A 26,988-nucleotide genomic window follows, 5' to 3' on the forward strand; every position below is an offset into this window, starting at 1 on the left:
GGTCAGCGTTGCGGGTTGGCGGCGGAGCGGCCCAGTTCCCGGTCGATGAAGTCGAAGATCTCGTTCTCGGTCGCGGTCTCGATCGCGGTGGCCGGGTCGATCACGCCGCCGGGGGCGTGTGCACGGGCGTCGGCCCGGGCCCTGTTCCAGCGGGCGAGGATGGTGTTCAGGCGGGCGGCGATCTCGGTGTTCCCGGCGTCCTCGTCGTCCGTCGGCTCGACCGGCACGGCCATCAACACCGCCTCCAGGCGGTCCAGTTCGGCCAGTGCCGCGCGGTGGTCCGCTCCGTCGGTGACGGCGAGCCGTTCGAGGAGGTGGTCCACGAGTACGCCCGGTGAGGCGTAGTCGAAGACCAGCGTGGTCGGCAGCGACAGGCCGGTGCGCTCCCCCAGCCGGTTGCGGAACTGCACGGCGGACAACGAGTCGAAGCCGGAGTCCCGGAAGGACACCTCCCACTGCAATCGGTCCGGCGCCGCGTGACCGAGCACGGCCGCGGCCTCGGTGCGCACCAGGTCCCGCAGGAACGCCGCGGCCTCGGCCCGGCTCATCGCGGCGAACCGGTCGGCCGGCGGCTCGGTGCTCGCCGTCCGGCGCTCGTCGTGCGGCACCAGGTGCCGCAACACCGCCGGGACCTGCGCACCGTCGCGGCGCAGCGCGGGAAGGTCGAGTGGGGCGGGGGCGAGCACGGTGTGCCCGTCGGCGAGCGCGGCGTCGAACAGCGCGCACGCCTCGTCCTCACCGATCACCCGCAGGCCGGATTGCGCGCTCGCCACCATCCGGCCCCACGCGAGCGACACGGCGGGCAGTCCGGCGGCCCGGCGGCGGGTCGCCAGCGCGTCCAGGTAGGCGTTCGCCGAGGCGAAGTTGGCCTGACCCGGGCTGCCGAGCATGCCGACCACCGACGAGCACAGCACGAACAGCGCGGGCGGGGCGTCTACGGTCAGCTCGTGCAGATGCCGGGCGCCGTCCACCTTGGGCCGCGACACGGCCGCCACGCGCGCCGGGGTCAGCGCGGTGAACACGCCGTCGTCCAGCACGTTTTCGGTGTGCACGATCCCGGTCAGCGGGTGCGCGGCCGGGATGTCCGCGAGCATCGTGCGGACCGCCTCGCGGTCGGCCGGGTCGCAGGCGACCACGGTGGCCGCGGCGCCGAGCGTGGCCAGTTCGTCCCGCAGTCGGCCGGCGGGCGAATCGGGGCCGTTCGGGTCGGCGAGCACCAGGTGTTCCACCCCGTACGCGGTGACCAGGTGTCGGGCGAACAGCGCGCCCAGCGGCCCGCCGGCGCCGGTGACCAGCACGGTGCCGCCCGCCACCGGTGTCGGCGGGACCACATCCGGCAGGGGCGTCGACGGCACCAGGCGCGGGGTGAGCAACCGCCCGGCGCGCACCGCGAGTTGGGGTTCCCCGGTCTGGGCCGCCACGAACAGCAGGTCGGTCGAGGCCGGGTCGTCGTCCAGGTCGACCAGCACGATCCGATCCGGGTGCTCCGCCTGGGCCGAGCGCAGCAGGCCCCACACGGCGGCGCCGGCCGGGTCGGGCACGTCCTCCCCGGCCTCGACGGCCATCGCGCCCCGGGTCACCACGATCAGGCGGTTGTCCGGCAGGTTCTCCCGGGCCAGCCAGGACTGCGCCACGTCGAGCGCCCGGGCCACCGCACGGTGCACCTCGGCCGGGCCGTCGGCGGCGGGATCCTCCGGGGTCGACGGCTGCACCAGCAGTACGTCCCACGGGGTGAACGCCGTCGCGGCCTCCTCGACGTCGCCGAAGCGCAGCGGCGCCATCGCGGCCAGGCCGGCGGGGTCGTCGCCGAGCAGGGCGAGCAGGCTCTCCGGCTCGTCGTCCGCCGGCACCGCGACCGGGGTCCAGCGCAGTTCGAACAGCGAGGCGGTGCCGGCGTCGGTGCCCTCGGCGGGTTCGGGCGCGGCCGGCCAGTACCGCTCGTGCCGGAACGGGTAGGTGGGCAAGGCAATGCGGCGCGCGCCGGTGCCGGCGAACACGGCCGACCAGTCGACGGGCGCGCCGGCCACGAACAGTTCGCCGATCCCGTCGAGCACGGCGCGCACCTGCGGCCGATCGTCCGGGAGCAGCGCCACCGAGCGCCGGAACAACCGTCCGGCGCCGCCCGATTCGACGAGGCGGGTCACGCGCTGCTCGGCCATCCACCGCTCGGCGGCGGCGGCACCCTCGGTTCCGGGCGCTCCCGGCGCGTCGTCGGCGGCCGGCGGCATGCCGGTGCGCAACGACACCACCGGGATGCGCGGCTCCCCGAAGGTCACCTCGGCCCGTTGCCCATCGACCAACAACCGGCGCACGTCGGTCGTCGAGAGCGCCCCGGCGACGTACGCCGCGGCAAGCTCGCCGACGCCGGTCCCGGCGACGCAGCCGAAGCTCATGCCCCAGGACTCGACCAGGCGGAACAGCGCCACCTCGGCGGCGAACCGGTCCTCACCCTCGACCTCGGCGAGCGCGGCGTCGAACGCCCGGGCGTACACCGGCCATGTCTCGTACAGGTCCCGATCCGGACCGGGCGCGGGGCGGTCGGTGAAGAGGTACGCCGTGCGCCCGTCCGCGGCGGCGGGCACGTCCCGCCCGGGTTCGGGCCCGTTTTCGTGCCGGGGCTCGGCGATCGCCCGCAGTCCGGCCCGTGCCTCCGCGACCTCCCCGACCACGAGCACCGCGCGGTACTCGAACCCGGACCGGGCCGCCAGCGAGAAGCCGACGTCGAGCGGACTCGGCGCGGCGTCGTCGGTGTCATCCGTGGCGTGCAACAGCGACGACAGCCGATCGGCCAGCGCCCGCAGCGCCTGCGGCGACTTGGCCGACAACACCCACGGCACCGCCGGCAGGGACACCCCGGCCTCCGCCGGGGCCGGTTCCTCGGGGGCCTGCTCCAGCACGACATGCGCGTTCGTACCGCTCATCCCGAACGCCGACACCGCGGCCCGACGCGGTCCGTCCACGTCCGGCCACGGGCGCGCCTCGGTCAACAAGCGCATCGCCCCGGACGACCAGTCCACCGCCGACGTCGGCTCGTCCACGTGCAGCGTCTTCGGCATCAGGCCATCGCGCATGGCCAGGATCGCCTTGATCAACCCACCGGCTCCGGCGGCGTGTTGGGTGTGCCCGATGTTGGATTTGACCGAACCCAGCCACAGGGGCCGATCCGCCGGCCGGTCCCGGCCGTAGGTGGCCAACAGGGCCTGGGCCTCGATCGGGTCGCCGAGCCTGGTACCCGTCCCGTGAGCCTCCAACAGGTCCACGTCGGACCCGGCGAGGCCGGCGTTCGCCAACGCCTGCCGAATCACCCGCTGTTGCGACGGGCCGTTGGGCGCGGTCAGGCCGTTGGACGCGCCGTCGGAGTTCACCGCGCTGCCCCGGATCAGCGCGAGCACCGGGTGCCCGTTGCGGCGGGCGTCGGACAGGCGTTCCAGGACGAACATGCCCACGCCCTCGGACCATCCGGTGCCGTCGGCGGACTCGGCGAACGCCTTGGCCCGGCCGTCGGGGGACAACGTGCGCTGCCGGGAGAACTCGATGAAGCCGATGGGCTGCGCCATCACCGTCGCACCGCCCGCCAGGGCGAGTGCACACTCGCCGCTGCGCACCGCGTTGGCGGCGAGGTGCAGGGAAACCAACACCGACGAGCACGCCGTGTCGATCGACATCGTCGGGCCCTCCAGGCCCAGGACGTAGGAGATTCGGCCGGATCCGAAGGACGTGGTCGAGCCGGTCAGCCGATACCCTTCGACGCCCTCCTCGACCGTCCCGGCGCCCGCCTCGTACTGCTGTGCGGTCAGGCCGGTGTAGACACCCGTACCGCTGCCGCGCAACGACTGCGGGTCGATGCCGCCGCTTTCCAAGGCCTCCCAGGAGGTCTCCAGCAACAACCGCTGCTGCGGGTCCATCGCCAGCGCCTCGCGCGGCGAGATGCCGAAGAAGCCGGCGTCGAACCCGGCGGGTTCGTCGATGAATCCGCCGGCGCGCGGATAGAACGTGCCGGGCTTGTCCGGATCCGGATCCCACAACCGTGCGACGTCCCAACCCCGATCATCCGGTATGTCCGACATCGCGTCCACGCCGTCCACGACCAGCCGCCACAACTCCTCGGGCGTGCCGGCCCCGCCGGGGAAGCGGCACGCCATGCCGACGATCGCGATCGGTTCGTCCGCGCCGCCGGGCCCGGGAACCGACGCGGCGACGGCCGTGGTCGCAGCGGGCACATCGCCGCTCAGCTCGGACACCACGTGCTCCGCGAGCGTCGCGACCGTCGGATAGTCGAACACCACCCCGGGCGACAGGCGCAGTCCCGTGGTCGCGGACAGCCGGTTGCGCAACTCGACGGCGGTCAGCGAGTCGAAGCCCAGATCCCGGAACGGCACGCTCTCGCCGACCCGTTCGCCCGCGCCGAACCCGAGCACCGCGGCCACCTCGGTCCGGACCAGGTCGGCGACCTGCTCCTGCCGCTCCCGGAGCGGCAATGCGACCAGCCGTTCGGCCAGGGCCCGTTGGTCGGCCGCGCCCGGCCGCACCACCCGGCGTGCCGGACGCCCGACCAGGCTCCGCAACATCGACACGATCGGCGCCGACCCGGCCCGCAACGTGCGCAGGTCGAATCGGGCGGGCAGGGTCACCGGGCGGTTCGCCGCCAGGGCCCGGTCGAACAACGCCCGCCCGGTCTCCGGCGTGATCGCCCGCAGGCCGCTCCGTCGCACCTGGTCGGCGTCGCCGGTCTGCATGCCGCCCTCGGTGTCCCACAACCCCCAGCCCAGCGAGACCGCGGGCAGATCGTGGGCCCGGCGGTGGTGCGCGAGCGCGTCGAGAAAGTGGTTGGCCGCCGAGTAGTTGGCCTGTCCGGCGTTGCCCAGCGTGCCGGCCAGCGAGGAGAACAGCACGAACATCGTCAGCGGGTGCTCGCGGGTCAGCTCGTGCAGGTACCACGCGGCGTCGACCTTGGGCCGAAGCACCGCGTCGACACGCTCGGGGGTGAGGGCGGTGAGGATGCCGTCGTCGATCACGCCGGCGGTGTGCACGACACCGGTGAGCGGGTGTTCGGCGGGGATGGTGTCGAGGATCGCCGCGAGTGCGTCCCGGTCGGCCACGTCACATGCGGCGATCCGTACGGTGGCCCCGAGTTCGGTGAGCGCCTCGACCAACTCGCCTGCGCCCGGCGCGGCTTGCCCCCGGCGGCTGGTGAGGACCAGGTGCCGGACGCCGTACTCGGTGACCAGGTGCCGGGCGAACAACGCGCCCAGCGCCCCGGTCCCACCGGTCACCAGGACGGTGCCGTCGGGCGCGGGCACCGGCCGGGACCCGTCCGCCGGCGCGGGCTGCGGCACCAGGCGGGGTACCGTCACCGCGCCGGCGCGCAGCGCGACCTCGTCGTGGCCGGCCGCCAACACGGCGGGCAGGGCCGCGAGCGAGGCCGGGTCGTCGTCGACGTCCACCAGCAAGATCCGGTCGGGATGTTCCGCCCGCGCGGACCGCAACAGGCCCCACACTGCGGCGCCCATCAGGTCCGGCGCGGCATCGGTCGCCACCGCACCCCGGGTGACCACGACCAAGCGGCTCGACAGGAACGCGTCGTCGGCCGACCATTCCCGGAGGAGATCCAAGACCCGGACCGTCGTGTCGTGCACCGACGCGACGACGTCGCCTTCGCCGTCGCCGTCGCCGTCGCCGTCGCCGTCGCCCGAGGGTGCGGTGTACGCGGCGACCACCACGTCGGCCCCGGCCGCCTCCCGCAACGTCTCGTGGCGCTCGACGGGCAGCGCGTCCTCGATGACGCCGTCGGCCGCACCGAGCAGAACCCAGCGCCCGGTCGGCTCCGTCGGGGTCGGCTCGACCGGAACCCATTCCACCTCGAAGAGGGAGCCGGCGGTCTCGTTCCGCGCGGCCGACCGGTCGGTCGACACCGGACGGGCCTCGACCGAGCGCACCTCGGCGACCGGTTGTCCGGCCTGGTCGGCGAGTTGCACTCGGCACGACGTCCCCTCGGTCGGGTCGTCGATCAGGACCCGTACCCGCAACGCGGTCGCGCCCGTGGCGTAGAGGCTGATCCCGTTCCACACGAACGGCAGCAGGAGCGTGAAGTCCTCACCCGCGTCGGCGATCGCGGCCACGACCCGGGGATGGATCGCCGCGTCGAACAGGGCGGGATGGATCCCGAACCCGGCCGTTTCGGCGTGTTCCGGCAGCGCGACCTCGGCGAAGAACTCGGCCCCGGCGCTCCCGTCGCGGCGCCACAGCGTGTGCAGCCCGCGGAACAGCGGGCCGTAGACGTAGCCGTGCTCCGCGAACCGCTCGTAGAACCCGTCCACCGGCACGGGTCGAGCCCCGGTCGGCGGCCATTCACTCAACTCGAAGTCCGGCTCGGGCGCCGTGGCGGCCAGCAGGCCGATGGCGTGGCAGGTCCATTCCTCGCCGGACGCGTCCTCCGGGCAGGAGTGGATCGCGAACGGCCGCTCCCCGCCGTCCCGCGCCTCGTTCACCACGAGTTGCACCCGCACTCCACCCGACTCGGGGAGGGTCAGCGGCGCGGTGACCACCATCTCGGCCACGCCGGCGCAGCCGACCTCGTCCCCGGCCCGGATCGCCATGTCGAGCAACGCGGTTCCGGGCACCAACGCCCGTCCGCCCAGCTCGTGTTCGGCGACCCAGGGATGCGTCCGTACGGACAGCCGCCCGGTGAACACCACCTCGTCGGCACCGGCGACCCGCACCACGGCTTCCAACATCGCATGGCCGGCGGCCACCTGCCCGGCCGACACGACGTCGCCCGCGGACAACTCCGGCAGCCAGTAGTGGCGCTGTTGGAAGGGGTAGGTGGGGAGGTCGACGAGGGTGGCGTCGGTGTCGGCGAACAGGTGTCGCCAGTCGACGGTGAGGCCGTGGGTGTGCAGGTGCGCGAGTGCGGTGAGCGCGGTACGGGTCTGGGGGCGGTCGCGGTGTTGGAAGGCGACAAACCTCGCGTCGGGTGCGGTCTCCGGGCCCAGCGCGGTGAGTACGCCGTCGGGGCCGACCTCCAGGAACCGCGTGACGCCCTGCTCCCGCAGGCGGGCGATGTGCTCGGCGAAGCGCACCGGCTCGCGGACGTGGTCGACCCAATACCGCGCCGAGCGCACATCGGCGGTGTCGGCGGCCATCGGAATCAACGGCTCGGCCAACTCCACACCGTCGAGGACCGTGGCGAACGCGTCGAGGACGGGGTCCATCAGGGGCGAGTGGAAGGCGTGGCTCACGGTGAGCCGGTTCGTCTTGTGGCCGCGCTCGCGCAGAGCGTCCGCGACCGCGAGGACGACGTCCTCGGCGCCGGAAACCACCACCGACGTCGGCCCGTTGACCGCCGCGATCCCGGCCCGGTCCTCATGCCCGCGCAGCAGTTCGCGCACCTCGGCCTCGCCGGCCCGCACCGCGACCATCGCCCCGCCGGCCGGCAACGCCTGCATCAACCGCCCACGAGCGGCGACGACCCGGCACGCGTCGCCCAGGCCCAGCACACCCGCGACATGCGCGGCGGCCAACTCCCCGATCGAGTGCCCGGTCACGAAGTCGGGTCGTACACCCCACGATTCCAGCAGCCGGAACATCGCCACCTCGACCGCGAACAACGCCGGCTGCGTCCACCCGGTCCGGTCCAACCCCTCGCCGTCCCCGAACACGACGTCTCGCAACGACCCGGACAACAGCGTGTCGAAGTGACCACAAACCTCGTCGAACGCCGCCGCGAACAGCGGGAAGGTCTCATACAACTCCCGACCCATGCCCACGCGCTGCGCGCCCTGACCGGTGAACAGGAATGCCGTGAGTCCCTCGGCGGCGACCCCGGACACCAAGCTCGCGGCCGACTCACCCGCAGCCAACGCCCGCAAACCGGCCGTAAGTTCATCAACGTCGGCCGCCAGCACCACCCCACGGTGCTCGAACGTCGACCGCGACACCGCCGCCGACAAACCCGCATCCGCCGGCGACACGCCGCCCGCGACCACGGGCACCAGCCGCTCCGCCTGCGCCCGCAACGCCTCGGCCGACCGCGCCGACACCACCACCGGAACCACCGGCAACGCCGTCCCCGGTGCCTCGGCCGGCTCCGTCGCCGCCACCGGCTCGTCCAACGGGGCCTGTTCGAGAATCACGTGCGCGTTGGTCCCGCTGATCCCGAACGACGACACCGCCGACCGCCTCGGCCGACCCGTCGTCGGCCACGGCCGGGACTCGGTCACCACCTCGACCGTCCCGGCGGACCAGTCCACCGCGGGTGTCGGCTCGTCCACGTGCAGTGTCTTGGGCACCACCCCGTCCCGCATGGCCATGACCATCTTGATCACCCCGGCCACGCCCGCCGCGGCCTGGGTGTGGCCGATGTTCGACTTCACCGAGCCCAGCAGCAACGCCTGTTCGTCGGAGCCCGGCGTACGTGCCCGTCCGTACGTGGCCAGCAGCGCGTCCGCCTCGATCGGGTCGCCCAGCCGTGTTCCCGTGCCATGCCCCTCCACCACATCCACTTCGGCGGGGGACAGACCGGCGTTGGCCAGTGCCTGCCGGATCACCCGCTGCTGGGACGGCCCGTTCGGCGCGGTCAGGCCGTTGGACGCACCGTCGGAGTTCACCGCACTGCCCCGCACCAGCGCCAATACCGGCAACCCGCGCCGTCGCGCCTCGGACAGTCGGGCCAGGACCAACACCCCGACGCCCTCGGAGAATCCGGTGCCGTCCGCCCCCGCGGCGAACGCCTTGCAGCGGCCGTCCGGCGCCAACCCGCGCTGTCGGGAGAACTCCACGAACACACTCGGCCCGGACATCACGGTGGCGCCGCCCGCCAGCGCGAGGTCGCACTCCCCGCTGCGCAGCGACTGCTCCGCCAGGTGCATCGACACCAGCGACGACGAGCACGCCGTGTCCAGCGTCACCGCCGGTCCCAACAAGCCGAGCACATAGGCGATCCGGCCCGACGCGACACTGGTGGTGCCGCCGGTGAGGACGAAGCCCTCCAGGTCCTCGGGCGTCTCTCCCGCGCGCGGCATGTACTCCTGCGGGATCACCCCGACGAAGACGCCGGTGGAGCTGCCCCGCATCGACGCCGGGTCGATGCGGGCGCTCTCCAACGCCTCCCACGAGGTTTCCAACAACACCCGCTGCTGCGGGTCCATCGCCGCCGCCTCACGCGGTGAGATCCCGAAGAACTCGGCATCGAACCGCCCCGCGCCGGCCAGGAAGCCGCCCCGGGTGAGGTAGGTGGTTCCGGGTGTGTCGGGGTCGGGGTCCGACAGCCGATCGAGATCCCACCCTCGGTCGCTCGGGAAATCCGTGAGGGCTTCCCCACCGCCACGGATCAGTTCCCACAGCTCCTCGGGCGCGTTGGCGGCACCGGGGAACCGGGCCGCCATGCCGACGATCGCGATCGGCTCCCGGGCGGCGGCCTCGGCGTCGCGCAGCTCCCGCTGGGCGCGCTGGAGGTCCGTCGTGACGCGCCTCAGATACTCGCGCAGCTTCTGCTCGTTGGACATCCCGGGCAGCCCCCTTCCGTACGGACGCGAAGTCATGCGATGTCGAGTTCGCCGTCGATGAAGTCGAAGAGTTCGTCGTCGGAGGCGGCGGTGAAGTCCCTTTCCTCGCCGCCTCCGTCGGTCGGTGCGGCGAGTCGGCGCAGCACCTCCTGGAGTCCCTTGGCAAGCAGGTCGCGTTCCTCGTCGTCGAGATCCGCCACGGCGAGTCGATCGAGTTCCGTGACGACGGACCGCACCCCGGTCTCCTCGGCGGGCACGAGCAGTTCGTCCAGGAAGCCCGCCAGTTCGACCGGCGTCGGGTGGTCGAACACGACCGTCGGGGGCAGGCGCAGGCCCGTGCCGTTGCCCAGTCGGTTGCGCAGTTCCACCGCCGTCAGCGAGTCGAACCCGAGTTCCTTGAACGCGCTGTCCGCGTCGACCGCGGCGGCCGTGTCGTGCCCGAGCACGAGCGCCGCGGACTCCCGGACCAGTTCGAGCAGTTCCCGGCGGCGTTGGCGTTCGGGCAGTTCGAGGAGCCGGTCCGCGCGCGAGGTGTCGGCCGCCCGGGCCGCGACGCGGCGCCGGGTCGGGCCGCTCGGGTCCAGGGCCGACAACACGTCGGGACACGGTCGGCCGCTCTTGCGCAGGCCGGCCACGTCGATCGGTACCGCCACCGCGACCGGGCGGCGCAGGGCGAGGGCGGCGTCGAACAGGGCCGCGCCCTGCTCGTCGGTGATCGCGCCCAGCCCCATCCGGGACAGGCGGTCCCGGTCGGTGTCGCTCATGTGGCCCGTCATCGCGCTTTCCCGGGCCCACAGGCCCCACGCGATCGACAACCCCGGCAGGCCGAGCCCGCGCCGATGTTCCGCGAGGCCGTCGAGGAAGGCGTTGGCCGCGGCGTATCCGCCCTGGCCCGCGTTGCCCAGCACGCCGGCGGCCGAGGAGAACAGCACGAACAGGGACAGGTCGTGATCCCGGGTCAGCTCGTGCAGATCCCATGCCGAGCGGGCCTTGGCCCGCAGTACGGCGTCGAGGTCGTCGCGGGTCAGCGCCTCCAGAACGCCGTCGGAGAGCACCCCGGCGGCATGTACCACCCCGGTCAGTCGATGCGTCGAGCCGATCAGCTCGGCAAGGGACTTGCGGTCGGTGACGTCGCACGCCACCACGTCCACGTCGGCGCCCGCCGCGCGCAGGTCCTCGACCAACGCGCCCGCGCCCTCCGCGGCCGGGCCGCGGCGGCTCGTCAACAGCAGTCGCCGTACGCCGTGTTCGGCGACCAGGTGCCGGGCGATCACCCCGCCGAGCACACCCGTCCCGCCGGTGATCAGCACCGTGCCGTCGGGGTCGAGCGGTGCGGGTACGGTCAGCACGATCTTGCCCACGTGTCGGGCCTGGCGGAGGTACCGGAACGCCTCCGGGGCCCGCTGTACCTCGAACGTGGTCAGCGGCATCGGTCGCAGCGCGCCCTCGTCGAACAGGACGCGGATCGCCTCCAGCATCTCGCCGAGGCGGTCGAAGCCGGCCTCCATCACGTCGAACGCCCGATAACGCACCCCGGGATGCGTCTTCGCGATCTCCTCGGGGTCGCGGATGTCGGTCTTGCCCATCTCCACGAAGCGTCCGCCGCTCGACAGCAGGGCCAGCGACTCCTCGACGTGCTCGTGGGCCAACGCGTTGAGCACGACATCCACGCCGCGGCCACCGGTGGTCCGGCCGAACCGCTCGGCGTAGCCGAGGCTGCGCGAGTCGGCGAGGTGGTCGTCGTCGAAGCCCCACGCGTGCAGCATGTCGCGTTTGCCGGCGCTCGCGGTGCCGAACACCTCGGCGCCCCAGTGCCGGGCCAGTTGCAGGGCCGCGAAGCCCACCCCGCCGGTCGCGGCGTGCAGCAGCAGCGATTCGCCGGATCGCAACCCGGCCAGGTCCGCGAGGCCGTAGTAGGCGGTGAGATACACCACGGGGACCCCGGCGGCCTGCGCGAACGACAGATGTTTCGGCATCGGCACGACCAGCCGGTGATCCGAGATGCCGGCCGTACCCAGACCGCTGGTGAACAAGCCCATCACCCGGTCCCCCGGGGCCAGTCCGGTGACATCCGCGCCGACCTCCAGGACGACTCCGGCGCCCTCGCCCAGCGAGGACCACTCGTCCCGCGCCACCATGCCCAGTTCGAGGAGCACGGCCTTGAAGTTCAGCCCGCCCGCCCGCAGCGCGACCCGCACCTCGCCGGCCGCCAACGGACGCAGCACCTCGGGACACGCGGCGAGCGACAACCCGTCGAGATCGCCGCGATGGGTCGGGGCCAGCCGCCACGGCCGATCCTTCGGCTCGGGCAGGGCGGGCGACGCGGACGCGCGGACCAGGCGCGGGACCGCGCCGATCCCGGCGCGGATCACCAGTTCGGGGTGGTCGACGGCCATCGCGGCGGGCAGTGCGTGCCGGGTGCGCGGGTGGTCGTCGACGTCGATGTGCCGGAGTCGGCGCGGGTGTTCGCTCCGGGCGGTGCGAAGCAGGCCGGCCACGGCGCGGTGTGCGGGCTCGTCCGCGCGGGTGAGCACGACGAGCGGGACGCCGGCGAGGTCCGCGTCGGCGAGCCAGTCCCGGACCACCTCCAGCGTCCGGGCGACGACGTCCTCCAGCTCGCCGCTCGGGCAGGTCCACAGCGCGGCGGGTGCGGAAGACGGAGGGATCGGACGGTCGTGGCCTGCCGGCGAAAGGGTGAACCACGGGTGCTCGGGGGACGCTTCGGGGAGGTCGATCGGCACGAGGTCGACGCCGAACAGCGCCGACGCGTCCACCCGGGCCCGACCGAACGTGCCCGCGTCCACCGGGCGCAGCGACAACTGGCCCACCGAAGCGACCGGTTGCCCCGCCTCGTCGGTGACGAGTACGGCGATCGTGTCCGGCCCGGCCGGGGACAGGCGTACCCGGACGGTCCGGGCGCCGCTCGCGTACACGTGTACGTCGGTCCAGCCGAACGGCAGGCGCAGGTCGTCGGCCTCGGCGAGACCGACCGCGTGCAGCGACGCGTCCAACAGGGCGGGGTGCAGCCCGAAACCGGAGACGTCCAGCTCGTCGGGCAGCGCGACCGCTGCGTGGATCACGTCGCCGTCGCGCCACGCCGCCCGCACGCCGCGAAAGGCCGGGCCGTAGACGTAGCCGCGCTCGGCCAGGTCCTCGTAGAGCCCGTCCACCGGCACGGCCACCGCCCCCGGCGGCGGCCAGGAGGTCGATTCGCCGGCCGCCGGTGGCTCCTCGGCGGTCAGCACACCCTGTGCGTGCCGGGTCCACTCGTCGCGCCCGCTCGGGCTGGTGTACACCGCCACCGGCCGACCGGCGTCGACCTCCGGGCCGATCAGCACCTGGAGATCGAGGTCGGCGTCGACGACCACCGGTGCCTGCATGGTCAGTTCGGCCAGATGCGCGCGGCCGACCCGGTCGCCGGCCTGGAGGGCGAGTTCGACCAGCGCCGCGCCGGGCAGCAGCACCGATGCGCCGATCCCGTGGTCGGACAGCCACGGTTGCGCGGTACGGGACAACCGGCCGGTGAGGACCAGCGTCTGCGCGTCGGCGGTGCGCAGCGCCGCGCCCAGCATCGGGTGGTCGGCGCGGTGCAGGCCGAGGGCGGTGATGTCGCCGATCGCGGCGGGCTCTTCGAGCCAGTAGCGCCGGCGTTGGAATGGGTGGGTCGGCAACTCCAGGGCGGTCGCCGGTAGTTGCCAGTCGACCTCGATGCCGTGGACATACGCCCTGGCCAGTCCGGCGGCGAAGCGCGTCGACCCGCCCTCGTCCCGGCGCAGCGACTCCAGGACGACCGTGTCGGGTGTTTCGGCTTCCTCGATCGTCTCGCCGATCGCGGTGGTCAGCACGGGGTGTGCGCTGACCTCGACGAACACTCGGTGTCCCCGGTCGAGCAACGCCCGGGTGCCGGCGGCGAAGCCGACGGTGTGGCGCAGATTGCGGAACCAGTACTCGGCGTCCAGTTCCGGGCCGGCCAGGATCTCGTTGGTGACCGTGGAGTGGAACGGGACTCGGGTCGGGCGGGGTCGGATGCCGGCGAGCGTGCCGAGGATGTCGTCTCGCAGGGCCTCGACGTGCGCCGAATGGGAGGCGTAGTCCACCGGGATGAGCCGCGCCCGGATCCCGTCGGCCTCGCAGGACTCGACGAGGTCGGTCAGGGCGGCGGGGGTACCCGAGACGACCGTACTGCCGGGTCCGTTGATCGCGGCGATCTCGACCGCTCCGGCGTAGCGCTCGATCCGGTGCGCGGTGTCGGCCGTGGCGAGTTGCACGGAGGCCATGCCGCCGGTACCGGCCAGGCGCACGATGGCCTTGCTGCGGGCGGCGACGACGGTGGCCGAGTCGGCGAGGGAGAGAGCGCCGGCGACGTACGCGGCGGCGATCTCGCCCTGGGAGTGGCCCAGTACCGCATCGGGAGCGAGGCCGTGGCTTTCCCACAGCGCGGCGATCGAGATCATCACCGCCCACAGCGCCGGCTGCACCACGTCGACGCGGTCGAGCGGTCCGGCGAGCGCATCGAGGAGTAGCCAGTCGACGTGCGGTTCGAGGGCGTCGGCGCAGCGGTCCAATTGCGCGCGGAACACCGCGGATTCGCGGTACAGGTCGAGGGCCATGCCGGACCATTGCGAGCCCTGGCCGGGGAAGACGAACACGGTTTTCCCGCGCGGGCGGGCGGTGCCGAGGAGGACGTCCGGGGACGACCGGCCCTCGGCGAGGGCGCGCAGTCCCGCCGCCGGGTCGGTGCCGAGCACGGCCGCGCGGTGCGACAGTCGTGGGGCCCGGGTGGCCAGGGCGGCGGCCACGGGGGCGGCCGGGTCGGCTGCCGTGAACTCGTGCAGTTGGCGCGCCCGAGCGGCGAGCGCCGGGGCCGAGGCGGCGGACAGCAGCAGCGGCACCACGGGGGGCTCGGACTCCGGCTCCGGCTCCAAGCCCCGTTCCGGACCCGGTTCCAACACCGACTCCGGCTCCGGCTCCAAGCCCCGTTCCGGACCCGGTTCCAACACCGACTCCGGGTCCGGCTCCGGCTCCGCCGGCGTCGGGGCCTCCTCGAGGATCACGTGCGCATTGGTTCCGCTGATCCCGAAGGCCGATACCGCCGCCCGACGGGCCCGGCCCGTCTCGGGCCAGGCGCGCGCCGCGGTCAGCAGTTCGACCGCGCCCGACGCCCAGTCCACGGCGGGGGTCGGCTCGTCCACGTGCAGCGTTTTGGGCAGCAGGCCGTGTCGCAGCGCCTGCACCATCTTGATCACGCCACCGACGCCGGCCGCGGCCTGGGTGTGGCCGATGTTGGATTTCAGCGACCCCAGCCACAGCGGCCGGTCCTCGGGACGTTCCCGGCCATAGGTCGCCAGCAGGGCCTGTGCCTCGATCGGGTCGCCCAGTCGGGTGCCGGTGCCGTGCGCGTCCACCACGTCGACGTCGGCGGCGGTCAGGCCCGCGTCGGCCAGTGCCTGGCGGATGACCCGCTGCTGGGACGGGCCGTTCGGCGCGGTCAGGCCGTTGGAGGCGCCGTCGGAGTTGACCGCACTCCCCCGGATCACCGCGTTCACGGGGTATCCCAGCCGCCGGGCATCGGACAGCCGGGCCAAGACCACCATGCCCACGCCCTCGGACCACCCCGTGCCGTCCGCCGTGGCCGCGAACGCCTTGCAGCGGCCATCCTCGGCCAGCCCCCGCTGCCGGGAGAAGTCGACGAAGGTGTCCAGCGTCGCCATCACCGAGGCGCCGCCGACCAGTGCCAGCGAGCATTCGCCCTTGCGCAATGCCCGACTCGCCAGGTGCATCGACACCAGTGACGACGAGCACGCCGTGTCGACGGTCAGGGCCGGACCCTCCAGACCGAGCAGGTACGCGATCCGCCCGGAGGCGACGCTGGCCGCGCTGCCGGTCCCACCGAAGCCGTCGCCGCCCTGACCGGCCTCCTCCGCACCGAGCCCGTACCGCTGTCCGCCGTGGCCCATCAGACCGACGAACACCCCGGTGTCGCTGCCCCGCAACGTCTGCGGGTCCGTCCCGGTGCGTTCCAGTGCCTCCCACGCGGTCTCCAGGAGCAGCCGCTGCTGCGGGTCCATGGCCAACGCCTCGCGCGGCGAGATCCCGAAGAAGTCGGCGTCGAACTCGGCGGCGTCGTACAGGAATCCCCCGCCGCGCGCGTAGTAGCTGCCCGGCACACCGGGGTTGGGGTCGTAGCGGCCGTCGACGTCCCAGCCGCGGTCGGTCGGGAACGCGTCGATCGCGTCCCGCCCTTCGGCCACCAACTCCCAGAGTCCGTCGGGTGATTCGACCCCGCCGGGGAAGCGGCAGGCCATGCCGACGATGGCGATCGGCTCGGCGGCGGCCTGCTCCAGTTCCCGCAACCGTTCGCGGGTTTCCTGGAGCTCGCCGACCGCCTGCTTGAGGTAGTTCCGTAGCCTGCCTTCGTTCTCCATGGTCTCGTCACTCCTCCGGCCGAGTACTCAACGGGGCCAGTGAACCCTGCGAGAGCGGCGGGCAACCCGGTTCCGGAAGCCCGGACCGGGCGGCGAATCTGGCTCCCCGGACCAAAGAGCGGGGACGAACCCGCCCGGGGACGTGGCAGAGCCTGGGTGCGTCGCGCTCCTCCGGCACCCGGGCGGGTGCCTCGGGTGCGACCGGCTCCAGGGTCATCCGGCTCGCGTGCCGGCGACCGTCGCCCCATCCCGGGCGGCGGCGGAACAATTCCGGGCGGGCGGCGGCGACCACCAGGAGCGGGGTCGGCTCCGGCTGATCGAGCAGGTCCTCGACGACGGCCAAGACCGTGCTGTCGGCCAGGTGCAGGTCGTCGGCGAACACCACGAGTGGGCGGTACTCGGCGAGTTCGGCCACATTGGGGGTGGTCGCCGGGCCGTGCGGGTCGAGCCGGATCGTCGCGGCGTTCCGGACCCGTCTCTCGAACGCCGCGAGCAACCGCGACTTGCCGATCCCGGGCCCGCCGAGGACCAGCACCAGGTGTGGCCGGGCCCGCCGGCGGACCCGTTCGAGCAGGCTGCTCAGTACATCCAACTCCGGTTCACGATCGACTGCTTCGGGCGTGAGCGGTGAGTCCGGACAGGGTCCCCGGACGGTCCATCGTGGGCGCGGTCCGCCCTCGCGGCCGTAGCGGATCGCCGCGCCGGTCAGGAGGTTGGTGTGGTCGCACACCACGATCTCGGTGTCCTCGGCGAACTGAAGCAGGGACTCACAGTCGACGAGCAACGCACCGTTGACCGGCAGCGGTTCCAGGAATCGTTCGGCGGGCCGCACCGGGATCTCGCCCGTCGACACGGCCACCCGCAGGGCGGGTCGTTCGCCGTCGGGGACGTCGAAGCAGATGCGCCGGCGCAGGGAGATGGCGGCGTGCACGGCGCGTTCGGCGACCCGGTCGTTGTCGTCGTCCCGGGTGTCGGGGCGGAACACGGCCAGGGTGACCGAGCCGGTCGAGCCGGCGACGAGGCCGCCGAAGCGTTCGACCTCCTCGCGTACGGTCGTCGCGGTGCGCTCCAGTGCCTCGCCGACGTCGGCAACCCGGGAGCCCGTGCCGAAGTCGGCGCGGATCAGTACGGCGCTGACCCGGCTCCGAGCCCCGGCGGTCTGCGGCACGGCGGCCGGGGCGGTGCGGGCGAGCGGGTATTCGGGCTGTTCCGGCTCCGACGTGGGCGCGGCGAGCACCACGGGTCGGGCCGGACCGGCGGGCGTGGCGAGGGACGGGTCGTGCACGAGGATCGCGTGTTGCAACATCCGCAGTTCCCGGCCGGGTTCGAGGCCGAACTGCTCGGCGAGGCGCAGCCGGGCACGGCGGTAGACCGCAAGTGCGTCGGCCTGACGGCCGCTGCGGTACAGCGCGAGCATCAGCTGGTGACACGCCCGCTCGCGCAGCGGCTCGGCCTCGACCATGGCCTCCAACTCGCCGAGCACGCTCTGGTGGTGTCGGTTGGCCAACTCGGCCTCGTAGTAGTCCTCCATCACGTCGAGGCGAGCGTTTTGCAGTGCGGTCAGCTCCGTCCAGGAGTGTCCGGCCTCGACCAGGTCGGCCAGGGCCGGTCCGCGCCACAGCTCCAGCACCTCGCGCAGGATGTCCGCGGCGGCGGCGGGACGGCCGACCGCCAGTTCCGCGCGACCGACTTGGGCGAGGCGGTGGAAGCGGAACATGTCGACCCGTTCGGGGTCGACCTGCAACTGGTATCCGTGCGAGCAGGTCAGCAGTGCGGGTGGGCGGGTGTCGCCGCGTGTGTGCTCGGCGAACATCACCCGCAGGCCGCGCACCGCGTTCTGCAGGATCTTGCGTGCGGTCGGCGGCGTCTCCTCGGTGTCCCACAGGCCCTCGAGGAGTTTGCTGGTCGCCACCTCGCGGTTGGCGTTGAGCAGCAGCAGGCCGAGCGTCGCCCGCCGCCGGTCGCCGCCGAGCGCGATCGGTTTCTCGTCGTCCATCAGTTTTAACGGGCCAAGCACCATGAATTGCAAGAGATCCCCCGTAGATCGTTCGTGCTCTGCGTCATCCGTCGGATCGATACGCGCCTTCGGATCGATACGCGACTTCGGATCGATGCGCGGTCAGGGCTTGAGGCAACGCCCTACGCCCATTCCGCTTCCCGGCCGCCGGCCTGCGGGTCGGGGGCGGTGACCCGCATGGTCGTCGGCGGCTCCTGGCGGACCGGTTCCAGATGCAGGACCTCGGTGCCTTCGGTGGGCGGGAAGGAGGCGAGGCAGGTGCAGTCCGCGTCGGCGAATCCCGCGAACCGGTAGGCAACTTCCATCATTCGGTTGCGCTCGGTACGCCGGAAGTCGGCGGCCAGGTGCACCCGGGCCCGGGCTGCGGCGTCGGTGAGCCAGCGCAGCAGTACCGCGCCCGCGCCGAAGGAGACGACCCGGCAGGAGGTCGCCAGCAGTTTGATGTGCCAGGTCTGCGGCGTCTTCTCGATCAGCATCACCCCGACCGCCCCGTGCGGACCGAAGCGGTCGCTCATCGAGACCACCAGCACGTCGTGGTCCTCGTCGTGGGCCAGGGCGCGCAGCGCGGCGTCCGAGTAGTGCACGCCGGTGGCATTCATCTGGCTGGTGCGCAGGGTCAGTTCCTCGACCCGGGTGATCTCCTCGTCCCGGGCCTCGGCGATCCGCATCACCAGGTCGAGCGAGCGCAGGAACTCCTCGTCGGCGCCGCTGTATTGCTCCCGCTCCCGGTCCCGCTCGAACCCGGCCCGGTACATCATCCGGCGGCGACGCGCGTCGACGGTGACCACCGGCGGGCTGAACTCGGGCAGGTCGAGCAGCGCCTCGGCCTGCTCGGCCGGGTAGCACCGTACGTCGGGCAGGTGGTAGGCGACCTCGGCGCGCTCGGTCGGCAGGTCGTCGATGAACGCGATCGTCCTGGTCGCGAAGTTCAGCCGCTCGGCGATCCGGCGCACCGATTCCGACTTCGGGCCCCAGCCGATCTGGGGCAGAACAAAGTATTCGGCCAGGCCCAGTTCCTCGAGCCGTGCCCATGCCTCGTCGTGGTCGTTGCGGCTGGAGACGGCCTGCAATACTCCACGCGCGTCGAGTTCCACCACGACCTTGCGTACGGCCTCGTCCACCTCGACGTGGCCGTCCTCGATCAGTGTGCCGCGCCACAGCGTGTTGTCGAGGTCCCAGATCAGGCACTTCACGACCGGTTGTGCTTCGGACATGTCAGCTCCCGTTTCGTACGACGGTTCAGCCCGCCGACGACGCCGCGTGCTCGGCGAGGATCAGCTGGCAGATCTCGTTGCTGCCTTCGATGACTTCCATCAACTTCGCGTCCCGGTAAGCGCGTTCGACCACGTGTCCGCTCGCCGCCCCCGCGGAGGCGAGCACCTGGAGCGCGGACGCCGCGCCGCGTGTGGCATGGCCGGCCGCGACGTGCTTGGCCAGGACCGACGCGGGCACCTGTTCGGGCGATCCCTCGTCGCGGCTGCCGCTCGCCCGCTCGCAGGCGAACGTCGCGGTGCGTTCCGCGGCGTACAGCTCGGCCAGGTGACGGGCGACGAGTTGGTGTTGGAGGAGGGGTTTGCCGAACTGCTCGCGGGTCGCGGCGTGTCGGGCGACCGCGGTCAGGCACGCGCGCAGGATGCCGACGCAACCCCAGGCCACCGACAACCGGCCGTAGGTCAGCGCGATGGTGGTGAGCATGACGATCGGCTGACCGGCCACGGCGAGCAGGTGCTCCGCGGGCAGCCGTACGTGGTCGAGTTCCACCGTGGCGTGTCCGGCCGCGCGGCAGCCCATCGGGTGGGCCACCCGGGTCACCCGCACTCCGGGCGCCGTCGCCGGCACCACGGCAACCGCGCCGCCGCCCTCGTACCGGCCGAACACCACGATCCAGTCGGCGTAGTCGGCGGCCGTGATCCACGTCTTGGTGCCGTGGACGACGATGTCGGCGCCGTCGCGCCGGATCCCGGTGCTCATCGCGGCCAGGTCGCTCCCGGCGGCCGGTTCGCTGAACGCGACCGCGGCCAGTTCGCCGCCGGTCAGTCGCGCCAGGTGTTCCTCGCGCTGTGCCCGGTCCCCGAAGCGTCGAATCGTCCACGCGGCCATGCCCTGGGAGGTCATCACGCTGCGCAGCGAGCTGCACAACGCGCCGGTGTGCGCGGTGAGTTCGCCGTTGTCGGTACAGGACAGGCCCAGGCCGCCGAACCTTTGCTCGGTCTCGGCGCACAACACGCCCTTGGCGCCGAGTGCGCGCAGGACGGCGATCGGGATCTCGCCCGCCACGTCCCACCCGCTCGCGGCGTCGGCGACCGTCTCGGTCACCAGCGCGTTCAGGTGGTCAGGCACCGTCGCCCCCGCCGCGCAGTCGAAGCACCAGCGCGCTCATCGAGCGCAGGGTGCGGAAGTTGTCCAGGGCGAGGTCGGGGCCCTCCACCTCGATGTCGAAGGTGCTCTCCACGAACACCACCAGTTCCATCGCGAAGAGCGAGGACACCGCGCCCGAGGCGAACAGGTCCACCTCCCGCTCCCAGGTCGTCTTGGTCTTGGCCGTCAGGAACGCGCCGATGCGCTCCTCGATGGCGGCGACCGGCAGATCCGTGGTCGAGTCGGCCGGCTCGAACGTGGTCGAGTCCGTCGTCGAGCGTGTTGTCGAGTCCGTCATGGGAGAGTCCCTTTCTCATCGCACCTTGTTCTTGCGGGCGAGCGTGATCCCGTCCGCCATGACGAGCATCGACAGCTCCACCCGGGCGTCGGCGAACAGCGCCGCGTTGAGTTCGCGGATCGCCCTGGTGTCCGGGTCGTCCGCCTCCGGGTCGGCGACCCGGCCGAAGTAGAGGGTGTTGTCGAGCACGATCAGGCCGCCGGGCCGCAGGTGGGTCAGCGCGTCCTCGTAGTAACGCGCGTAGCCGGTCTTGTCGGCGTCGATGAACACCAGGTCGTAGGTTTCGGGGCCGTGCTCGCCGAGCAGGGCCGCCATGGTCTCCGTGCCGTCCCCGAGTCGGAGTTCGATCCGGTCCGAAACGCCGGCACGGTCCCAGTAGCGCCGGGCGATCCGGGTCCAGCGCTCGTTGATGTCGCAGGTGACGATGCGTCCGTCGGGCGGCAGCGCCCGGGCCATGCACAGCGTGCCGTAGCCGGTGAACGTGCCGACTTCCAACACCCGATGGGCACCGGTCAACCCCACGAGCAGGGCCAGGAGTTGCCCCTCCTCGGGCATGGTGACCATGGCATCCAGCATGGGCATGGACGCGGTCTCGGCGACCAGGTCGCGCAGGATGTCGTCGTCGCGCAGGGACACCGAGCGCACGTACGCGAGCAGGCGCTCGTCCAACTCCACCTGGCCGGCCATCACGACGCTCCGTACTGGTAGAAGCCACGCCCGGTCTTGCGGCCGTGCTCGCCCTCGGCGACCTTGCGCAGCAGCAGTTCGCTGGGGCGGCATCCCTCGTCGCCGGTGCGTTCGTGCAGCACCCACAACGAGTCGACGAGGTTGTCGATGCCGATCAGGTCGGCCGTGCGCAACGGTCCGGTCGGGTGTCCCAGGCAGCCCTCCATCAGCGCGTCGACGTCCTCGACGCTGGCCCGGCCCTCCTCGACGAGGTTCGCCGCGTCGTTGATCATGCGGTGCAGCAGCCGGCTGGTGACGAAGCCGGGGCCGTCGCCGACCACAATGCCCTTGCGGTCCAGGGTGGACAGCAGATCCCGTACGGCCGACATCGCCCGCTCGCCGGTGCGCGGTCCGCGCACGATCTCCAACGTGCCGATCAGGTACGGCGGATTCATGAAGTGGATGCCGACGAGGTCCTCGGGGGACGGGACCTGGTCGGCGAGTTCGTCGACGGGGATCGACGAGGTGTTGGTGACGCGGAGGGTGCCGGGCGCGACCACGGCGGCGATCTCCTTGTGCACGTCGGCCTTGAGCCCGGCGAGTTCGGTGATCGCCTCGATCACCCAGGTCGCGTCCGCGGCCGCCGTCGCCGCGTCGGCGAGGTGCAGGTCGCCGATCGTCGCACCCGGGGAGAGCGCTCCCATCATCCGCGCGAGCCGGAGTTCGTGGCGTAACCGCGCGTGTGCCGTGTCCAGCCGTGCCCGATCCACGTCCACGAGCGTGACCGCCACGCCCCGCGCGACGGCGAGGGTGGCGATGCCGATGCCCATCACGCCGGCGCCGAACACCGCGAGCCGCGGCGCGCGCCCGTTGCCGGTCATCGGCCGACCACTTCCGACCGTGCCACGACGGCGCGAGGCCCGGGCGATCCCCGGCCGATGTCACGAACGACAGACCCGCTCATCATCACCCCAGCTTGTGCGTTGTGCGTGCGGAAGCTTTTCCGGAGGAAGGTTGTCCGAAGTCGAGAAGGAAGGGAAAAGGGAAGGAAGAAGCGCGCGCAAAAGCGCACGCCGAATACGGGCATGGATCGTCGGGTCGACCGAGTCGCATCGCCGCGACGCCGACTGCAAGGCCGTTCCCTGCGATGACTGTTACGAAATCCGCTTCCGGGACGACGGCCCGGAAGCGGTGCGTGCGATCCGGTCAGGCGCGGCCCACCGCGCCACCGGAGTTCGGAATATCGCCCCCTGGTGGTTCCACGCGAACCTCCGCGATCGCATCGTTCTCACGGCTTACAAGTCTGTGCCGCAGGACCGGCGGACTCCAGCCCGCGACCCGCTCATCAAGCTGCACTTCCACTTGATGAAGCTCTCCCGCCGCCACTCGACGAAGCCCACTCGTGATGCGAACGCGCAGGTCGGGGGCTATACGTCCTCCGCGAGGTTGGCCTCCTTCACCAGGTAGCCGAACTGGAAGCGGCTCGTCGCACCGAACATCTGCATGACCTGACCGATGTGTTTGCGGCACGTGCGCACCGACACACCGAGGCGTCGGGCGATGGCCTCGTCCTTGGCACCGGAGATCAACATCCTGACGATCTCCTTTTTCATGTCGTTGCTGATCAGGTCGGTTTCCGCACGCCCGGTGTCGAACTCCTTCGCCGTCGCCCAGACATGCTCGAAACACGAGTACAGGAAGTCGATCAGCGAACGTTCCTGCACCACCAGGGCACCGCCGTCCTCGCCGTTCGCCAGGATGTACGCGGCGGTGCGGTCGAAGATGAACATCGTGCCGAACAACGCCCCGGCCGTGCGTACCTCCACGCCGGATTCGACCAGCCTTCCCGCGTGTTCGCGGGTCGGTGTGTCGAATCGGGCGGCGTGCTGGTACAGGACGCGCATGGGCACGCCCGTGTCGGGCCGGTGGAAGTCCCGGGCCCGAGCCTCGACCAGATTCTCGGCCGGCCACTCGCTCCGGGGTTGCATGCAGACGATTTCGTCCGAGCTGTTCGCCGCCGATTCGGACAACAACAGCTCGATGGTCTCGGGTACTTGCACGATGTCGAACGAATTCGTGTACTGGCTGCCGAACTTGCTCGATCGGAACAACAACGAAAGCCGCGCCAGGTCGTTGCGCAACCGCCCCGTCGCCTGTTTCCGTTCCAGCAGTTCCAGTTCGCTCCTGGTCAGGAGGTTCGCGGAGGCGATGCTCGGATCCGCGGGAACGAACCAGGCGTCCCGGTCGTGGGACGGTCGAATGAGCTGGAGTCCCAGGAGTGTGGCGACGATCGCCTCACTCGCGTCGGGGTCCGTGAAGCCGAATGCGTGGGCGATGTCGTCGACCGCGAATCCGTCCCGGCTCAGGCTCCATTCGTAGACTTCGAACAATCCGGCATCCGGTTCGGGAAACAAGGGCACTCCATGTGAACTATGTATTCCGTACGGACGACGGGGTCCGACCGTTGGTACCGGCCCCCGACCGGGGCGGGACCCCGGTTGCCGCAAGCGGTTCCACCGTCTCATGGAACGACCCGAACCTGCCCCGGTGGAACACCAACGGCGCGGGCTCGTCGCGGTTCGCCCGTAGTGCGTTCACTCTGCCGACGATGATCACGTGATCACCGGCGGCGTGCTCGACGTCGATCGTGCACGCCAACCAGGCGAGCGCGTCCGACAGTTCCGGTCCGGCCGCCGCCTCGGCCCAGCCCACATCGGCGAACCGATCGATGTCCTTGACCGCGAACTGCCGGCACAACCGTCCCTGGTCGCTGCCGAGGACGTTGACGCAGAACGTGCCGCTGCGTCGGAGGTCGATCAGTGTCGACGACTCGTTGCCCACGCAGAACATCACCAGCGGGGGCGTCAACGACACCGAAGCGAAGGAATTGCACGCCATTCCGACGGGACCACCGAACGGTCCGGTGGTGGTGATCACCGTGACGCCGGTCGGCAGATGTCCGAGTGTGCGTCGGAATTCCGTCATGTCGAACGGGACAACCATCACCGAACTCCTCGATTGGCCACACCTCGAAGCATAATGAGCGGCCCGAAAGCGGCGTTGGCACGAGCCACCAAGACCTCCGGCCGGCTTTGGCCCCGGGCGCAGTTGCCTCCCGGCCCGCGGAGGTTTTTCGCCTCGCCGCAAACGTCGAATCGTGATGCGCCCGCGGCCGATCGGCGCGGCCGAAATCAGCGCACGACCAGTGCCAGCAATGCCTCGCGCAGGTCGTCGCGGCGACCGGCGAACAATTCCTCGAGGCTGATGTCGAAGACCATCGCGACGAGCAGGTGGGCCATCGCGTCCGGTGGATCCCAACCCAGCGCGGCGAGTTCGGGCCGGAGCAGCTCCCGGGTACGGGCGTTGCGGGCCCGCGTCTCCTCGAACAGGTCGGGGTCGGTGCGGGCCTGGACCAGCAGTGCACGGGTGCCGGTCGTGGCCAGACCGGCGTCCAGGTAGCCGTGCACGCCGGCGATCACCCGTTCGGGGCCGGGTGCGAGTCCGGCCACGGCGGCGAGCACCCGCTCCTCCATCTCGCCGTGGTATCTGCGGTGCAACGCCACGAGATAGCCGCGACGATCCGCGAAGTGCTGGTAGAAGCTGCCCTTGGCCATGCCGGCCGCGGCCACCACGGCGTTCACCGACATCCTGGACAGTCCGCATGTGTCTGCGACTTCGAGCCCAGCGCGCAACAACGCCTCGCGTCCCGGTCCGGCCGGCCGCGCCATCGCCCACCTCGACTTCCCGACGGCCGAACCGGCTGGTCGTCTTGACAGTTGGACCCGTCGCGCCCACCTTATGACCGACCGCCCGGTCATGAAAGCAACAGGCTTTGTTTTTCCACCTGTTCGAAAGGATGTGGAGCACTTCATGTATCTACGACGCACGTTACGCAACAGGTTCACCACACTCGTTGGCGTACTCGGGCTCACCGCCGCCGCGTTGTTCGCGGCTCCGACAACGGCCCGCGCCGACGACACCGCCCCGGTCGAACTGCCGCGCCTGGTCACCGGCGACCCGGCCAATCACGCGGGCATGTTGCAGACCGAGGTGAACTGGTGGAACCTGGCGCGGATCGCCGAGTACGGCCTCAATGCCGACGGCGCCGACGCGTTCCCGCCGCCGGGCGGCTGGGACGACCTCAGCCGACCGTGGGCCGGGCAGGGCACGGTGTCGCGGACCACCGGCAAGTTGCTGATGGTGTACCGCAATTCTTTCGACCCGAGCCAGTACGTGCCCTCCGCGTGCTCGGCCAACGTGATCACCGCCGCCAACCGGAGCACCATCGTCACCGCGGGCCACTGCTTCAAGGTGACGGCCAATCTGCGGGGCGCGCTCGGCGACGACGTCGTGGTCAACGCGGTGTTCATCCCCGGCTTCAACGGCGCGAACGTGCCCCGCTTCACCGGCACCGACGACTCCACCGCGCCCCCGCCCGGCACGGATGTCGCCCCGTACGGCGTCTGGGGTGTCACGCGCGCCTGGATCACCCCCACCTGGGACGGTGACAGCACCTTCCGGTCCGGCGGCGACGTGGCCATGGCCACCGTCGAACGACCCGGCGACCCCACCCCGATCCAGCAGATCACCGGCGGCCAGAACATCGCGTTCGGCGTGGCCGCCAACCCGCTGACGCTGCACCAGTTCGGCTACCCGACCGACAACAACCGCAACTGGTACTGGTCGAAGAACAGCGACGGCAGCACCGCCGCCGACTTCGGCGTCGCCCCCTCACTGCGACGCGGATTCGACGGCCGGACCCTGATGTACGCGCACGGCGACACCATCGCCGACTCGACCGTCGGCCTCGCGCACGACATGGCCTCGGCGATGTCACCCGGCTCCAGCGGCGGCCCGTGGCTGATGAACTTCGACCCGGCCACCGGTAACGGCACCCAGATCGCGGTCACCTCACGGTTCACCGACCCCACCGGCACCTCCCCCTGGTGGGACGCGGCCTGGGCGATCGTGCACGGCGGCACCCCGAACTGGGCCTACGGCCCGTACCTGATGTCCAACGGCTTCGGTGACCTGACCCAGGCGATGTACAACGTCGCACGGAACGCGACCGTCTGACCCGCACACCGGCCTGCCCCCGGCCACGCGGCCGGGGGCACGTCGGGTTCAGGCACCGGACAGGGCTTCCGTCGGGGTCAGCCGACCGGCCCAGCGCCTCCACCGCCATGGGGTGCCGATGACGAGGCCGACGCGGGCCGGCTCGGGTTGCGGCTGGAATCGGTGTCGCCGTACGAGGTTGCGGAGCAGGTGGTCGCGGCGCATCCGGCCCGGGCCACGGCGGCCGGCGTCGCGTTGGTGGTGCGGGGCGAGCCGGGGGCGGTACTGCGCGCCGACCCGGTGCGGCTGCGGCAGATGGTGGGCAATCTGGTGTCCAACGCGGTACGCCACACGCCGGCGGGCGGACGGGTGACGGTGCATGCCCGCGAGGACGGGTCGGCGGTCGTGTTCGAGGTGACGGACACCGGGACGGGCATCGCGCGAGACGACCTGCCGCACGTGTTCGATCGGTTCTGGCGCGCGGACAAGTCCCGCAACCGCCGCACCGGCGGCACCGGCCTGGGCCTGGCGATCGTCCAGCGCCTCACCCGGGCACACGACGGCGAGGTCACCGCCCACAGCACCCTCGGCGAGGGCTCGACGTTCACCATCCGACTGCCGCGCTAGCGCGGCGCGGTCGAATCGGCGGACGCGGTAGGCGCGTTC

Annotated in this window: 12 protein-coding genes and 1 pseudogene; 2 read left to right on the plus strand and 11 right to left on the minus strand. The window is 71.9% G+C overall.

The window, feature by feature from the left end:
* Positions 1-2 precede the first annotated feature (2 nt).
* From ACWGR4_RS26760 to ACWGR4_RS26810, 11 genes are all read right to left on the minus strand, one after another.
* Positions 3-9,503: an SDR family NAD(P)-dependent oxidoreductase gene (locus tag ACWGR4_RS26760; RefSeq protein ID WP_452134254.1), complete on the minus strand. Its 9,501-nt coding sequence runs from the start codon at positions 9,501-9,503 to the stop codon at positions 3-5.
* Positions 9,504-9,535: 32 nt separating this feature from the next.
* Positions 9,536-15,928 carry an SDR family NAD(P)-dependent oxidoreductase gene (locus ACWGR4_RS26765; protein WP_452130266.1) on the minus strand — a complete coding sequence of 2,131 codons (6,393 nt, stop codon included), beginning with the start codon at positions 15,926-15,928 and terminating at the stop codon, positions 9,536-9,538.
* 7 nt (positions 15,929-15,935) lie between these two features.
* Positions 15,936-17,924 carry a BTAD domain-containing putative transcriptional regulator gene (locus tag ACWGR4_RS26770; RefSeq protein ID WP_452130267.1) on the minus strand — a complete coding sequence of 663 codons (1,989 nt, stop codon included), beginning with the start codon at positions 17,922-17,924 and terminating at the stop codon, positions 15,936-15,938.
* A gap of 143 nt (positions 17,925-18,067) precedes the next feature.
* Positions 18,068-19,159, minus strand: a complete 1,092-nt coding sequence (locus tag ACWGR4_RS26775) for an HAD-IIIC family phosphatase (protein ID WP_452130268.1) — start codon at positions 19,157-19,159, stop codon at positions 18,068-18,070.
* Positions 19,160-19,184: 25 nt separating this feature from the next.
* Positions 19,185-20,285 (minus strand): acyl-CoA dehydrogenase family protein, encoded by a 1,101-nt coding sequence (locus ACWGR4_RS26780; protein WP_452130269.1) that lies wholly within the window; start codon positions 20,283-20,285, stop codon positions 19,185-19,187.
* Complete coding sequence (locus ACWGR4_RS26785) at positions 20,278-20,601, minus strand: acyl carrier protein (RefSeq protein WP_380000340.1); 324 nt, start codon at positions 20,599-20,601, stop codon at positions 20,278-20,280. The genes ACWGR4_RS26780 and ACWGR4_RS26785 overlap by 8 nt, the downstream gene beginning before the upstream one ends.
* A gap of 15 nt (positions 20,602-20,616) precedes the next feature.
* A complete protein-coding gene (locus ACWGR4_RS26790; RefSeq protein ID WP_452130270.1) occupies positions 20,617-21,288 on the minus strand; it encodes an O-methyltransferase in 672 nt (223 codons plus the stop codon).
* The gene (locus ACWGR4_RS26795) at positions 21,288-22,148 is read right to left on the minus strand and encodes a 3-hydroxyacyl-CoA dehydrogenase family protein (RefSeq protein ID WP_452130271.1); all 861 of its coding nucleotides are present in this window, start codon (positions 22,146-22,148) and stop codon (positions 21,288-21,290) included. Before ACWGR4_RS26795 ends, ACWGR4_RS26790 begins: the two co-directional genes overlap by 1 nt.
* A 546-nt stretch (positions 22,149-22,694) precedes the next feature.
* The gene (locus ACWGR4_RS26800; protein WP_452130272.1) at positions 22,695-23,657 is read right to left on the minus strand and encodes a LuxR C-terminal-related transcriptional regulator; all 963 of its coding nucleotides are present in this window, start codon (positions 23,655-23,657) and stop codon (positions 22,695-22,697) included.
* Between the two features lie 40 nt (positions 23,658-23,697).
* On the minus strand, positions 23,698-24,270 hold the full coding sequence (locus tag ACWGR4_RS26805; RefSeq protein ID WP_452130273.1) for a flavin reductase family protein: 573 nt from the start codon (positions 24,268-24,270) through the stop codon (positions 23,698-23,700).
* Positions 24,271-24,458: 188 nt separating this feature from the next.
* Positions 24,459-25,139, minus strand: coding sequence for a TetR/AcrR family transcriptional regulator (locus ACWGR4_RS26810; RefSeq protein WP_452130274.1), 681 nt, complete (start codon positions 25,137-25,139; stop codon positions 24,459-24,461).
* Here ACWGR4_RS26810 and ACWGR4_RS26815 point away from each other — a divergent pair.
* Both ACWGR4_RS26815 and ACWGR4_RS26820 read left to right on the plus strand, forming a co-directional pair.
* Positions 25,138-26,343, plus strand: coding sequence for a trypsin-like serine peptidase (locus ACWGR4_RS26815; protein WP_452130275.1), 1,206 nt, complete (start codon positions 25,138-25,140; stop codon positions 26,341-26,343). The two genes, ACWGR4_RS26810 and ACWGR4_RS26815, sit on opposite strands and share 2 nt — an antisense overlap.
* Before the next feature lie 123 nt (positions 26,344-26,466).
* Positions 26,467-26,949, plus strand: a pseudogene (locus ACWGR4_RS26820) (sensor histidine kinase); the annotation flags it as partial.
* Positions 26,950-26,988 lie beyond the last annotated feature (39 nt).

It is taken from the genome of Embleya sp. NPDC055664 (assembly GCF_053618075.1).

What these genes read in the sequence shown, in the direction of transcription:
- ACWGR4_RS26810 (WP_452130274.1), bottom strand. Translation starts at nt 25,139, where the DNA reads ATGAAGTGCTCCACATCCTTTCGAACAGGTGGAAAAACAAAGCCTGTT.
- ACWGR4_RS26770 (WP_452130267.1), bottom strand. Translation starts at nt 17,924, where the DNA reads ATGGACGACGAGAAACCGATCGCGCTCGGCGGCGACCGGCGGCGGGCG.
- ACWGR4_RS26815 (WP_452130275.1), top strand. Translation starts at nt 25,138, where the DNA reads ATGTATCTACGACGCACGTTACGCAACAGGTTCACCACACTCGTTGGC.
- ACWGR4_RS26765 (WP_452130266.1), bottom strand. Translation starts at nt 15,928, where the DNA reads ATGGAGAACGAAGGCAGGCTACGGAACTACCTCAAGCAGGCGGTCGGC.
- ACWGR4_RS26785 (WP_380000340.1), bottom strand. Translation starts at nt 20,601, where the DNA reads ATGACGGACTCGACAACACGCTCGACGACGGACTCGACCACGTTCGAG.
- ACWGR4_RS26760 (WP_452134254.1), bottom strand. Translation starts at nt 9,503, where the DNA reads ATGTCCAACGAGCAGAAGCTGCGCGAGTATCTGAGGCGCGTCACGACG.
- ACWGR4_RS26790 (WP_452130270.1), bottom strand. Translation starts at nt 21,288, where the DNA reads ATGGCCGGCCAGGTGGAGTTGGACGAGCGCCTGCTCGCGTACGTGCGC.
- ACWGR4_RS26795 (WP_452130271.1), bottom strand. Translation starts at nt 22,148, where the DNA reads ATGACCGGCAACGGGCGCGCGCCGCGGCTCGCGGTGTTCGGCGCCGGC.
- ACWGR4_RS26805 (WP_452130273.1), bottom strand. Translation starts at nt 24,270, where the DNA reads ATGGTTGTCCCGTTCGACATGACGGAATTCCGACGCACACTCGGACAT.
- ACWGR4_RS26775 (WP_452130268.1), bottom strand. Translation starts at nt 19,159, where the DNA reads ATGTCCGAAGCACAACCGGTCGTGAAGTGCCTGATCTGGGACCTCGAC.